General features: G+C 44.5%; 13 protein-coding genes. All 13 read right to left on the reverse strand.

Annotation, left to right across the window (positions count from 1 at the left end):
• Positions 1–26: 26 nt before the first annotated feature.
• Entirely contained in the window at positions 27–1,175 is a 1,149-nt protein-coding gene (gene lpxB / locus FNC98_RS10495) for a lipid-A-disaccharide synthase (RefSeq protein ID WP_143581190.1), read from the reverse strand.
• A 3-nt stretch (positions 1,176–1,178) separates the two neighbouring features.
• Positions 1,179–1,949, reverse strand: a complete 771-nt coding sequence (lpxA, locus tag FNC98_RS10500; RefSeq protein ID WP_143581191.1) for an acyl-ACP--UDP-N-acetylglucosamine O-acyltransferase — start codon at positions 1,947–1,949, stop codon at positions 1,179–1,181.
• A gap of 3 nt (positions 1,950–1,952) precedes the next feature.
• A complete protein-coding gene (fabZ, locus tag FNC98_RS10505) occupies positions 1,953–2,405 on the reverse strand; it encodes a 3-hydroxyacyl-ACP dehydratase FabZ (RefSeq protein WP_143581192.1) in 453 nt (150 codons plus the stop codon).
• 15 nt (positions 2,406–2,420) lie between these two features.
• Entirely contained in the window at positions 2,421–3,461 is a 1,041-nt protein-coding gene (gene lpxD / locus FNC98_RS10510) for a UDP-3-O-(3-hydroxymyristoyl)glucosamine N-acyltransferase (RefSeq protein ID WP_143581193.1), read from the reverse strand.
• A gap of 10 nt (positions 3,462–3,471) precedes the next feature.
• Positions 3,472–3,990: an OmpH family outer membrane protein gene (locus FNC98_RS10515; protein WP_260680342.1), complete on the reverse strand. Its 519-nt coding sequence runs from the start codon at positions 3,988–3,990 to the stop codon at positions 3,472–3,474.
• A gap of 51 nt (positions 3,991–4,041) precedes the next feature.
• Positions 4,042–6,504: an outer membrane protein assembly factor BamA gene (gene bamA / locus FNC98_RS10520; RefSeq protein WP_143581194.1), complete on the reverse strand. Its 2,463-nt coding sequence runs from the start codon at positions 6,502–6,504 to the stop codon at positions 4,042–4,044.
• Between the two features lie 24 nt (positions 6,505–6,528).
• On the reverse strand, positions 6,529–7,893 hold the full coding sequence (gene rseP / locus FNC98_RS10525) for a sigma E protease regulator RseP (RefSeq protein WP_143581195.1): 1,365 nt from the start codon (positions 7,891–7,893) through the stop codon (positions 6,529–6,531).
• Positions 7,886–9,109, reverse strand: a complete 1,224-nt coding sequence (gene ispC / locus FNC98_RS10530; protein ID WP_143581196.1) for a 1-deoxy-D-xylulose-5-phosphate reductoisomerase — start codon at positions 9,107–9,109, stop codon at positions 7,886–7,888. Before ispC ends, rseP begins: the two co-directional genes overlap by 8 nt.
• Before the next feature lie 6 nt (positions 9,110–9,115).
• The gene (locus FNC98_RS10535) at positions 9,116–9,994 is read right to left on the reverse strand and encodes a phosphatidate cytidylyltransferase (protein WP_143581197.1); all 879 of its coding nucleotides are present in this window, start codon (positions 9,992–9,994) and stop codon (positions 9,116–9,118) included.
• Positions 9,995–10,046: 52 nt separating this feature from the next.
• Positions 10,047–10,766 carry a polyprenyl diphosphate synthase gene (gene uppS, locus FNC98_RS10540; protein WP_143581198.1) on the reverse strand — a complete coding sequence of 240 codons (720 nt, stop codon included), beginning with the start codon at positions 10,764–10,766 and terminating at the stop codon, positions 10,047–10,049.
• Positions 10,767–10,896: 130 nt separating this feature from the next.
• Positions 10,897–11,454 carry a ribosome recycling factor gene (gene frr / locus FNC98_RS10545; RefSeq protein ID WP_143581199.1) on the reverse strand — a complete coding sequence of 186 codons (558 nt, stop codon included), beginning with the start codon at positions 11,452–11,454 and terminating at the stop codon, positions 10,897–10,899.
• 39 nt (positions 11,455–11,493) lie between these two features.
• A complete protein-coding gene (pyrH, locus tag FNC98_RS10550) occupies positions 11,494–12,234 on the reverse strand; it encodes a UMP kinase (protein ID WP_143581200.1) in 741 nt (246 codons plus the stop codon).
• 139 nt (positions 12,235–12,373) lie between these two features.
• Entirely contained in the window at positions 12,374–13,213 is an 840-nt protein-coding gene (tsf, locus tag FNC98_RS10555) for a translation elongation factor Ts (RefSeq protein ID WP_143581201.1), read from the reverse strand.
• Positions 13,214–13,245: the final 32 nt, after the last annotated feature.

The following is a 13,245-nucleotide window of genomic DNA, read 5'->3' on the forward strand; positions in this document are numbered from 1 at the left end:
ACTTCTGTTGTTATCTGTTTAGCGGATTACTTCTGGTTTAACACCAACTCTACCGCGTCTGCGGCGCGAGCACTGGCATCTTGCTTTAAGGTCTGATGAATTTGCGTAAACTCGTCGATTAGCGCCTGTTGATCGTGATACAACAAAGGTTCAACTTCCTTGGCCAGATTCTCAGGTGTGACTTCACTTTGCAATAATTCAGGTAACAGAGCTTTGTTGGCCAGCAAATTAGGCAGAGAAAACCACTTAAGTTTCACCAGTTGTCGACCAATCCAATAAGTCAGTTGCTGAAATTTATATGCAACTACCATAGGTCTTTTTACCAAGGCACCTTCCAAAGTAACCGTGCCAGAGGCTGTTAACAAACAGTCACTGGCCGCCATCACCTGCTGGGTTTGATTAACAATGGTAGCGACTTCGAGATCCGGTGCATGTTCTGCTTTTATTTGCTGAAACTGCTCTAATCTAAGATCGTTAATTAAAGGCGCAACAAACTTTAAATCAGGATGCGTGGATTGTAATAATTTAGCGGTGGCAAAAAAATCCGGTAGCAGTCGTTGTAATTCACCGCCACGAGAACCTGGCATAATCGCCAGATATTTAGCCTCAGTATCTAAACCGAGCTGATTTCTCGCCTCGGTTTTGTCGCTGTGCATAGGAATGTCATCAGCCAGAGGATGCCCGACAAACGTGCAGGCTACCTGGTGTTTGTCATAGAACTGCTTTTCAAACGGTAGCAAAGCTAACACCATATCGGTAGCTTTATCGATTTTAAAAATACGTTTTTCCCGCCAGGCCCAGACACTCGGGCTGACATAATGGACAGTTTTAATACCTTTATTTTTTAACCGTTGTTCCAATCCAAGATTGAAATCCGGGGCATCAATACCGATAAATACATCCGGGCGATTATCGCTGAAATAACCAACCAGAGACTTGCGCACGTGCATTAAACGTCGTAATCGACCAAGCACTTCTACAAGGCCCATGACCGCCAGCTCTTCCATCGCGAATAAACTGTTAAACCCCTGTTTCAGCATTTTCGGTCCACCAATCCCGACAAACTCAGCATCGGGATAGCGTTCTTTTAATACCGCAACCAACCCTGCACCCAGAGTATCCCCTGAGTGCTCACCAACGACGATGGCAAAGGTTTTTGGATTGGATTCAGTCATAGGTTAGCGGATGATTCCACGGGAAGAATTGTTGATGAAATCAACAAAAGATTGAACATGCTCAGATTCTTTTGCAAGCTCGTTGAGCGCTGGCATCGCTTCCGCCAGAGTTTGCCCTTTACGGTAAACTTCTTTGTAAGCTCGACGGATCGCCAGAATATCGGATTTCTCGAAACCGCGGCGCTTAAGGCCTTCAGTATTTAACCCAAACGGCGATACTGGATAACCAGAAGCCATGACAAATGGTGGGGTATCTTTGAGAACAATAGCACCACCGGCGATAAATGCATGCGAGCCAATATGACAGAATTGATGAGCACCGGACATGCCACCGAAAATCACCCAGTCACCAACATGGACGTGGCCGGCAAGGGTGGCATTGTTGGCAAAGATACAGTTATCTCCAATCATACAATCGTGAGCAACATGGGCATAGGCCATAAATAAATTATTGCTGCCAATCTGAGTCAGGGAATTATCCTGGATAGTGCCGCGGTGAATGGTTACACATTCGCGAAACACATTATTGTCACCAATGATCAAACGGGTATCTTCACCAGCGTATTTTTTGTCCTGACATTCTTCGCCAATGGAACCGAACTGAAAAATGCGATTACCTTTGCCGATTTTCGTCGGACCTTTAATGACGACATGTGAGCCAATAACGCAATCGTCGCCAATTTCTACATCATTACCAATGTAAGTCCAGGGACCTACGGAAACATTGTTGCCAAGTTGAGCTCCGGGCTCAATAATAGCTTGTGGATGAATCACTAACTACATCTCTCTTCTTGCACACATCAGGTCCGCACTACAGACGACTTTCCCGTCGACTTTGGCTTCACCATAAAACTTCCACATGCCTCGTCTGTCCTTGAGAAATTCAATATGCAAATGCAAGGTATCCCCCGGATGAACCGGACGTTTGAATTTCGCATTATCAATGGAAGCGAATAAAAACATTTCGCCGTCAGCGCGGTTTTCCACGCTTTTAAAACCAAGAATACCACTGGCCTGAGCCAGTGCTTCAAGGATTAATACCCCTGGAAAAATCGAATAACCTGGGAAATGTCCCGTAAATACAGGCTCATTCACCGTAACATTTTTGATGGCATGAATGGACTTACCCGGTTCAAAATCAAGAACCCGATCCACCAACAAAAATGGATACCTATGCGGAATGAGCGCCTTTATTTCTTCGATATCTATGACATTTTTGCTAATTTCCAAAACCTATCCCTCTGTTTAGTCGTTATCCTTTACGTTATGGTTTGCACTGGATAACTGTTTTTCTAATCTACTTAATCGCTTGTACATGTCGTCTAATTGACGCAATCTTGCGGTGGTTCGACGCCATTCGCGATTTTCAACCGCAGGCATACCCGATGAATAAGTCCCTGCTTTTTCGATCGATTTGGCTACCATGGAACGTCCGGTAAAAACACATCCATCGGCAATGGTGATATGACCATTAATTCCCGTCTGTCCAGCAAGAACGCAATATTTACCGATCGTGGTGCTACCAGCAATAACCGCACAACCGGCAATCGCAGTACCTTCACCAACATGCACGTTATGGGCAATCTGTACCTGATTATCAATAATGCAGTTATTACCAATAATCGTATCTTTTAAGGCGCCACGATCGATGGTGGTACAGGCTCCGATCTCCACCGAATTCCCGATGACTACCGAGCCCAGTTGGGGAATTTTCTCCCATCGGCCTTTGTCATTGGCATAGCCAAATCCGTCAGAACCTATGGTTGTATTTGCCTGAACCAGGCAATCTTCACCGATGACCACATCATGATAAACACTGATGTTTGACCATAATTTGCTTCTGGCGGCAATTTTAGCACACTTTCCAATAAAACAATTGGCACCGATAATTACGTCATCACCTAGCACAACGCCAGATTCGATCACGGTATTGGCACCAATGCTGACATTGTTGCCGAGTTTGGCATCATCTGCGATAACAGCACTATCAGCAATACCCTCGCTAGGGTTTGGCGTGGTATCTAAAAGCTGCGCGACCTTAGCAAAACCTAAATAAGGATTTTCCAATATCAATGCGTTGGTGGGACAAAAAGATGCATCTTCTTCGCTTAAGATAACGACAGATGCCTGACTGGACTGTAAATGTTGTCGGTATTTGGAGTTAGCCAGAAAGGCGATATCGCCTTTCCCGGCCTCTTCTAAGGCAGCCAATTTATGGATGACACAATTACCGTCGCCCTTTACGGTGCCGCCTAGCTTGGCGGCCAGCTCCGCTAATGTAATCATTAATCAGCTCTTAGTTAGATTTTGACGCTTGTTCTACAACTTTAGCTGAAATATCAAGCTCTGGCTTAGCAAAAACGATCGCCGAGTTTTGTAAAATCAAGTCGTAACCTTCCGCATCAGCAACGCTATCAACGGCAGTTTTCACAAGTTGCAGAATCTTCTGTTGTTCTTCTTGCTCACGGCGCTTAAGAGATTGCTGAAGTGGCGCGGCTTTCGCTTGGTATTCTTTAGTCAGCTCTTCAATCTTACCGTCCAGCTCTTCAATTTCTTTTTTGCTCATGATCGCTTCATCACGCTTACGCTTCTCAAGGTTATACTTGATATCGCCTTCAAGCTTTTTAAGCGCATCCATCGGCTCTTTGAATTCTGCGGTGATGGTTTGCTGAATCGTAGCCATTTGTGGCAATTGCGAAATCACCTTCTGAACATTTACTGTGCCGATTTTCTGATCCGCTGCCATAGAAGCACCGGAAAATAACATCGTCGATGCAGCGGCAGTAAATGCCAAAGATTTAATTAATTTGTTCAACTTACTTCTCCTAGTTCTTGTTGTATGTTGATCAGCCTATCCTGCCTGAAACTAAAATGTTTTACCAATATTAAAGCTAAAGAATTGATGATCATCACCTTCTTGAGACTTTAATCGCTTGGCAAAGTTAAATATCATCGGCCCCATTGGTGATAACCACTGTACCGAAAGACCCGTTGACGCGCGAAAACGTGTTGGATCTGAGTAATCATCAATTTGATTAAAATAAAACGGATCCAACTCTTCATAATCGGATAATTCGAACTCAGTATCCCATACGTTACCGACATCAACGAAAATACTGGTACGAACGCTGTTTGCATAACTTTCATCAAGGAAAGGTGTCGGGAAGATTAATTCCGCGCTACCAATTAGCGTTGCATTACCACCCACACTGCGGCGGTTATCGATAATAATAGTATCGGAATCCGGACCAAGGATTTCATTTTCACCCGGTAAGCCAGGAACCGTTGACGAGCTTCGGAAAATCGCACGAGGACCAACGGTGTTGTTCTCAAAACCACGCATGGTGTCAGAACCGCCGGCGCGGAAGTTTTCCCAAAATGGTAACAGGTAATCATTGCCATTGATGTCACCATAGCCGTTACCGTAACCCGCTTCTAAACGCGTCAGGAAGGTCCAGCTGTGATCTCGACTTAGCGGGAAATAGAATTTCGAATCAAACTTCCCTTTAAAATACTGAATATCGGAATTTGGTGTTGTAACCTTACCCGAAAGAGACATGCTCGAACCGGCCGTTGGGAAGGTACCGCGGTTTAAGGTAATACGTGAAATGGTACCGTTTAAGTCAAACGTCTCAAACGTTAACTTCGCATCCGGATCATCCGGGTCACGGAAAATGCTGTAGAAGTCTTCAATCTGCTCGTATTGTTGCAGACTAGAGATCTGACTGCTTTTGTATGCTGCACCAAAGTTCAATCGTACGTATTCGTTAATTGGGAAACCAAAGTTAACACCCGTACCGTATGAGGTCTGGTTGTAGTTAACAAGGTTTGCAGAACCTGCATCGAATTCGGAATAGAAAATATTTCCACCTAATGAGATCCCATCAATAGTGAAATAGGGGTCGGTGTAGGAAATATTGGCATTGCGGGCGTAACGGTTGGTATTGATTTGGAAACCTAAGCGGTTACCCGTACCTAAGAAGTTATTTTGCTGAATACCGGCATTCAAGCTCAAACCTGAGTAAGAACCATAACCAATACCCGCGGTAAAGGAACCAGATGGTTGCTCTTTGACGGTGAAATCAACGTCGACTAAATCTTCTTCACCTGGAACTGGTGTTGTTTCAAACTCAACGGTCTCAAAATATGGCAAACGCTGGATTCGCATTTTTGAAGATTCAACCCATGAGTTAGACAACCAGGAACCTTCCATCTGACGCATCTCACGACGTAAAACCGTCTCTGACGTCACATCGTTACCGGAGAAGTTGATACGGTTTACGTAAACACGTTTACCTGGGTCGACGGAAACCACCAATTTAACAGTTTTATCTTCGTCGTTAATTTCTGGGATGGTTTTTACTTCCGGGTAGGCATAACCAAAACGGCCGAGGAAGTTAGAAATTAATTCTTCACTATAGGTAACTTCAGCACCGGAATATAGTTGTTCAGGACGTAACGGAGTAATGCGTTTAATGGTATCTTCATAACCGGCCATATCGCCGACAAATTCAACTTCACTAACCGTGTATTGCTCACCTTCGGTTACGTTCAGGGTAATGTAAACGCCCTCTTTGTTCGGGCTCATCGATACCTGAGTTGAGTCTACGTTAAAACGCAGGTAACCACGATCGAGATAATAACTCTCAATGGTTTCCATGTCCCCTTGCAGGGTTTGCTTCTGGTATCTGTCCTGCGCCATGAAGTTCCACCAAGGGGAATCATAGGTCAGCTCAATTTTTTCTAGCAGCTGGGCGTCGGTAAATAATTCATTACCAACAATATTGATTTGCTCAATCGCCGCGGCATCACCTTCTTCAAAATCAAAAACAAGATTGATACGATTTCGAGGTAAATGGGTGATTTCAGTGCTTACTTTCGCGTTGTATTTACCAACGCTGTGATAAAAATCTTCAAGACCGGCTTCGATATTGGTCAATACCGAACGATCCAGGGTTTCACCAACGCGAATACCGCTGTTATCGAGACTTTCCTGAAGTTGTTCATCTTTAATATCATCATTACCTTCAAAGGTAATGCCAGATATCGTCTCGCGTTCTTTCACACGATAGATAATGGCGTTGCCATCTCTGAATACGCTTATCTCGTGGAAATGACCTGACGCATATAGTGACTTAATGGATTGTGAAATTCTGAATTCGGATAACTCATCGCCTACACTAATCGGCAGGTGAGTTAATGCGGCTCCCAGCGCTACCCGTTGCAGTCCTTTAATCTGAATGTCTTCTACTACAAATTCATCAGCTGCCTGAACATTACAACCAATGCTGCCTAACAATACTGCCAAGGCGAGTTTTCTTATTATCATACGATCTGTCAACTTATTTACTAACTATTGTCCAAGCCGGGCGAAATCATTAAAGAGTGCAACACTCATTAACATCAAGAGAACCAGTGCTCCGAACTTGAAACCAATCTCCTGAACCTTCTCAGGAACCGGTTTGCCGCTGAAAAGCTCTATAACATAATAGAGTAAGTGGCCGCCATCAAGTATTGGTAGCGGTAAAAGGTTAATTATTCCTAAATTAACGCTAATTAAAGCCAAAAAGCCTAGAAAATAAGCAATCCCGATGCTCGCATGGGCTCCTGCGCCCTGAGCAATTCCTATCGGTCCACTTAAATTGCTGACACTTACTTCTCCGGTAATCAGGTTACCAATAGTCTTAAAACTTAAACTGATTAACTTCCAGGTTTCATCGATGGCCATGCCAATTGCCTCTAACGGACCGTATTGGATGTTAATTACATATTTCTCTGGCCAAGGTTCGCCTCTGGGAGAAACCCCGATAAACCCTAACTTACGACCATCATCCGTTTCTTTGGTTCCCGGAGTAATCGTAATTTGTTGCAATTGGCCGTCACGAAGTATTGTCAATTGTGCAGTTTCTCCTGGGCGGCGCTCTACTTCATTGACTAAAGATTGCCATTGATCTTTAACATCAATGCCATCAATTGACTGAATATGATCACCGGGTAACAAGCCCGCCTGTGCAGCGGCACCGTTTTCAGTAACAACGGCGATTTGGGTTAATACTTTAGGACGGTATGGCTCTATCCCCAGAGTTTCCATCGCCGAAATTTTGCTTGGTTCGTACTTTAAACCGGATGTATCAAGCTCGAATTTGTTAACCAATGAACTGTTTTCGTCACGGGTCGAAATAGTCACCTGCTCTTCACCAATTGAACCTAGCAACGCCATCTGGATTTGCTGCCAGGTCTCAGTTTTTTCGCCGTTCACAGCGACAATTTCCTGCCCAGAATTCATCGCGGTTTGACTGGCAATACTCGCTGGTTGGATATTACCAATAACCGGCTTGATATCAGTTTTGCCAATCAGTAATAGACAATAAAATGCGAATATTGCGAAGATAAAGTTAGCTAACGGGCCGGCGGAAACAATAGCGATGCGCTGTAAGACACTTTTACGGTTAAACGCATAGGGTAAATCTTCCTTGGCGACTTCATCAACTCGCTCATCAAGCATTTTCACGTAACCGCCAAGCGGGATTAATGCGATGACAAATTCGGTTCCATGTTTATCGTAAGTTTTAAATAGTGTTTTGCCAAAGCCTACGGAGAATCGCTCTACTTTTACATTGCAACGTCTGGCAACCCAAAAGTGACCGTACTCATGAACGGTAACTAATAAGCCCAGAGCAACGATAAATGAGGCGAGATTCCAAAAAAACTCAAACATGCAACGTACCTTCCGTCATTGTTACCACCATAGTTTGGGCGAATTCCCGTGCCTTGTTATCCACTAGCTCGACGTCATCGAGGGTGGTAATCGACTGGTCACGAAAATGATTCATTACTTTTTCGTTAACCACAGCGATATCGGTAAATTTAATGTGTTCATCCAAGAAGGCGGCCACGGCCACTTCATTGGCGGCATTAAGCGCAGTGCAAGCCCCCTGCCCGAGCTTACAAGCTTCAATAGCGAGCAGCAAATTAGGGTATCGTTGCCCGTCAGGTGCGGCAAAGTCAAATGACTGACAACTGAAAAAATCGAAATTTTTAACACCCGCATCAATGCGTTCCGGATATGCCAAAGCATGAGCGATTGGTGTTCGCATATCGGGATTCCCGAGTTGGGCTAACACCGAGCCATCTTTATACTGAACCATAGAATGAATGGTACTTTGTGGATGCAATACTACCTGGATGTCTCCGACATCAAGGTTAAACAGCCATTTAGCTTCGATAAATTCCAGGCCTTTGTTCATCATAGTCGCCGAATCTACTGAAATTTTTCGTCCCATATCCCAGTTTGGATGAGCACAAGCTTGATCTGGGGTTACCGATGTTAACTGTTCCATCGGTAACGTCCGAAATGGTCCACCAGAACCGGTTAATAAAATTTTCTTTACCCCATGTTCTGAGATAGAAGAGGCTGTGGTGTCCGATTGCATCGCCGCAGGCAAACACTGAAAAATGGCGTTGTGTTCGCTGTCGATTGGCAATAACTGCGCTTGAGACTGTCGCAATGCATCAATAAATATTTGACCGGAACAAACCAGAGCTTCTTTATTGGCAAGCAATACTTTTTTATTGGCCTTGATCGCCGAAAGTGTCGGTAACAGGCCACTGGCACCAACAATCGCTGCCATCACAACCGTAGAATCCGGTTCCGAGGCAATGGTTTTTAATGCCTGTTCACCACTAAGAACGTCTATGTTAGCAAGTTGTTGTTGGACAAGTTTGGCTCGTAACCTTTGAGCGGCTTGAGCACATACCATAACCACACGTTTTGGTGCGAACTCGCGACATTGCTCAAGCATAATGTCATCGCGTTGATTAGCACTAAGTGATTGAATACAGTATTTTTGCGGATGGCGGCGAACCACATCTAAGGTGCTTTGCCCGATTGACCCGGTTGAACCTAAAATACACAGGCTTTGTTGCTCATTCATGGTTATTTACCAGCCGAATAAGACATAACAAAGCGCGAATACCGGAGCCGTTGCCGTCAGACTATCAATACGATCGAGAATGCCACCATGGCCTGGTAAAATAGAGCCACTGTCCTTCACCCCAGCCTGACGTTTCAACATACTCTCAGTTAAGTCTCCCAATACCGAAACCGTGCTGATTAACAATGCCAGTGCTACCGCCATCAATATTTGTTGAGTCTGCCACTCAAAAATAAGCCCCATGACCACCATGGCAAGAGCGGCACTGACATTACCACCAAAGAAACCTTCAAGGGTTTTACCGGGACTGACATTCGGCATAAGTTTGCGCTTACCAAAACGCTTACCGGCGAAATAAGCGCCGATATCGGCACTCCATACGAGTACGAATAACAGCAATAACAGACGAGTACCATGAAACTCATCAGCCTGGTAATCAGCACTTCTCAATACCAGAAATGCCAACCAGGTAGGAACCAGAATAAACAGCCCGAATACGCCTCGGACGCTACGATGATTGGCCCAGAAATTTGAAAAATTGGGATAATTAAAGATTAACAGAATGGTAAATAACCACCAGATGGAAGCAATAGATAACACTGCCGTTGCGATAGGGTTCAAGGTTGTTTGGCCTGAATCAGCAGCCAGCCAGATTTGCGCTGGCGGTAATACGTACCACACAGCCAGTATTGCAGCGGTTATCCCGGCAACAAAGGCTATCCGACGGCGCTTGTTATCAAAACCCATTAATGGTCCCCATTCCCAGGCACCAATCGCCATTACCCCTAAAAGCGCTGCCGCTAACCAGGGCAGACTAAGATAAAATATCGCTGCAATGGCAAGGGGCGCCAAAATAACAGCAGTAATAATACGTTGTTTTAACAAACGTTATTCCTTTTAAAAAAGTGGATAAGCGACAAGTTAATGTCGTTCTTATCTAGATGCCCCTAACCTGCTCGCCGGTTTGACCAAATCGTCTTTCCCGATGAGTAAAGGCCTGCAAAGCTTCTTTAAATGCATCCGCATCAAACTCAGGCCATAGTTTTTCGGTAAAGAAGAACTCGGCATATGCGGCTTGCCACAATAAAAAGTTGCTGATCCGGTAATCACCACCGGTTCTTATCAGCAAATCCAGCTCTGGCAGATTGGACAACTGTATGTGATTATCGAGCATCTGCTCGTTTATATCGGTGAGTTTTACCTCACCATTCACGGCCTGTTGAGCGATTTTTTGACAGGCTTGGGCAATATCCCATCGACCACCGTAGTTGGCAGCAATGGACAATACCATAGCGTCATTATTTCTAGTTAGATGCTCGGCCTCTGTGATTTTTTCCTGTAATTTTTCAGAAAAGCGGTGTTTATCGCCTATCAGCTGAAAACGGATATTGTTCTTATGCAAGCGCTTCACTTCCCGTGTCAGTACAAACATGAACAAATCCATCAACACGCTCACTTCTTCTTGCGGTCGCTTCCAGTTTTCACTGCTGAACGCAAACAAAGTCAGTGCTTTTATGCCCAGCTCTCTGGCAGTAACAACCGAAGAGCGAACTGTCTCCACGCCCGCTCTATGGCCAGCTACACGTCCTTTGCCGCGCTGTTGGGCCCATCGCCCATTGCCATCCATGATAATCGCAACATGTTGCGGTACAGACATGATATTCCTTTAAATCACAATTAAATCAATATGAATTAACATCATATAAAAATGCCGTAACACATACCAAGCAAAGCACGCAGATGTGTCATTGCTGATAGAAATTACGGCGTGTCGTTTCTGGAATTCCTTAGATTTCCATCAATTCTTTTTCTTTTTCAGCAGCCAGCGTATCGCACTGCTTGATAAATTCATCAGTAATTTTCTGAATTTCATCTTCACTCTGGCGTGCTTCATCATCACTGATTTCTTTTTCTTTGTTCAGGCTTTTAATGTCTGAATTAGCGTCACGACGAATATTACGAATGGCAATTTTACCACTTTCGATTTCACCACCAACGACTTTTACCAGATCGCGACGGCGCTCTTCAGTAAGCGGTGGCAATGGAATGCGGATAAGCGTGCCTTGCGAAGATGGGTTTAAGCCCAAATCAGATGCCATGATAGCTTTTTCAACGGCACCGATCATGCCCTTATCGAAAACTGTAACTGCGATTGTGCGAGCGTCTGGCGTTGAAATATTACCTACCTGATTTAATGGCGTGTCCATGCCGTAGTACTCAACAGTGATGTTATCGAGTAATGACGCGTGGGCGCGACCGGTACGGATTTTATTCAGGTTAGTTTTTAACGCGTCAATGCTTTTTCCCATGCGGGTTCTTGCATCTTGTTTGATCTCGTTAATCAAAATATTCTTCCTTCTGTAAACCTGTGTGTTAACAGGAGTTTAATTCAAATTCTCAACGTGGTCGATAACCGTACCCTGGTCACCACCAAGAATAATAGATTTTAACGCGCCTTCTCGATTCATATTGAATACGCGAATCGGCATTGAATGGTCTCGGGCAAGCGTAAACGCCGCCAAATCCATTACTTTTAATTCTTTATCCAAAACTTCCGAATAGGATAGTTGGGAGTATAATTGTGCTTCCGGATTTTTCACCGGGTCGTCAGAGTAGATACCGTCAACCTTAGTACCTTTAAATACCGCATCAGCCTCAATTTCAATGCCGCGCAAACAAGCTGCGGAATCGGTTGTGAAGAACGGGTTACCGGTACCTGCGGAGAAAATAACAACGCGTCCGGATTTTAGTAAGCTAATGGCTTCAGCCCAGTTGTAGCTATCACAAACACCGGTTAAATCAATTGCAGACATTAAGCGAGCGTTAACGAATGCACGATGAAGCGCATCACGCATGGCCAGGCCATTCATCACGGTTGCCAGCATGCCCATCTGGTCACCAACCACTCGGTTCATGCCGGCTTCAGCCAGACCTTTACCACGAAACAGGTTGCCACCACCAATGACCAGGCCTACCTGAACCCCCATTTCGATAAGTTCTTTGATTTCATGAGCCATACGGTCGAGAATTTTTGGGTCAATACCAAACCCCTCATCCCCCATCAGGGCTTCACCACTTAATTTGAGTAAGATTCGACGGTATGTTGGTTTTGGATTGGTGCTCATAAAATAAACATTCCTTGAGGTTGTAAAAAAATAGCCACGGACATTTCTGACCGCGGCTATTTTAATACGTTTATGTGACTTTAAAAAGTCCTAAAAGAAAATAACACCACAAACTGCAACGCAGTTTGCCTGTAGGTGATTATTCGCCTTTAGCTGCAGCGATTTGCGCTTCAACTTCAGCTGCGAAATCTTCTTCTTTCTTCTCGATACCTTCACCAACTTCTAAACGAACAAAGTTAGAAACTGTTACGCCTTTCTCTTTTAACACGTCACCAACAGTACGCTTTGGTTCCATGATGAAAGCTTGACCAGTCAAAGAAATTTCACCTGTGAACTTCTTCATACGGCCAGTAACCATTTTCTCAGCGATTTCAGCAGGCTTGCCTTCGTTCATCGCGATATCGATTTGAATAGCTTTTTCTTTCTCTACTACGTCAGCAGGTACATCTTCAGGGTTGATGTAATCTGGCTTAGAAGCAGCAACGTGCATTGCTACGTGCTTAAGTGACTCTGCATCACCTTCACCTGCAACTACAACACCAATTTTTGCACCGTGCTTGTAAGAAGCAAGGTTAGCGCCTTCAACGTAAGCAACACGACGTACGTTGATGTTTTCGCCAATTTTAGCAACAAGAGCAACACGCTCTTCTTCAAACTGTGCCTGTAGCTCTTCGATAGAAGGCTTAGAAGCAGCAGCAGCGTCAGCTACTTTGTTTGCGAACGCAAGGAAGTTGTCATCTTTAGCAACGAAGTCAGTCTGACAGTTAACTTCAACCAAAGTACCATCTTTAATGATGATTTGACCTTCAGCAGCGATGTTACCGGCCTTTTTAGCAGCTTTTGCCTGACCAGACTTACGCATGTTTTCGATTGCAAGCTCCATATCGCCATCCACTTCCTGAAGGGCTTTCTTACAATCCATCATGCCAGCGCCAGTGCGATCACGTAATTCTTTAACTAATGCAGCAGTAATTGCCATGAGTTAATTCCTCAAAATAAGTATTAATTGTG

The sequence above is a fragment of the Thalassotalea sp. PS06 genome, assembly GCF_007197775.1.
In the GTDB taxonomy this organism is placed as follows: Bacteria; Pseudomonadota; Gammaproteobacteria; order Enterobacterales; family Alteromonadaceae; genus Thalassotalea_A.

Bases quoted from the DNA above. Each gene is read 5' to 3' on its own strand.
- bamA (WP_143581194.1), bottom strand. From the start codon at position 6,504: ATGATAATAAGAAAACTCGCCTTGGCAGTATTGTTAGGCAGCATTGGT.
- uppS (WP_143581198.1), bottom strand. From the start codon at position 10,766: ATGTCTGTACCGCAACATGTTGCGATTATCATGGATGGCAATGGGCGA.
- lpxD (WP_143581193.1), bottom strand. From the start codon at position 3,461: ATGATTACATTAGCGGAGCTGGCCGCCAAGCTAGGCGGCACCGTAAAG.
- pyrH (WP_143581200.1), bottom strand. From the start codon at position 12,234: ATGAGCACCAATCCAAAACCAACATACCGTCGAATCTTACTCAAATTA.
- rseP (WP_143581195.1), bottom strand. From the start codon at position 7,893: ATGTTTGAGTTTTTTTGGAATCTCGCCTCATTTATCGTTGCTCTGGGC.
- ispC (WP_143581196.1), bottom strand. From the start codon at position 9,109: ATGAATGAGCAACAAAGCCTGTGTATTTTAGGTTCAACCGGGTCAATC.
- tsf (WP_143581201.1), bottom strand. From the start codon at position 13,213: ATGGCAATTACTGCTGCATTAGTTAAAGAATTACGTGATCGCACTGGC.
- lpxB (WP_143581190.1), bottom strand. From the start codon at position 1,175: ATGACTGAATCCAATCCAAAAACCTTTGCCATCGTCGTTGGTGAGCAC.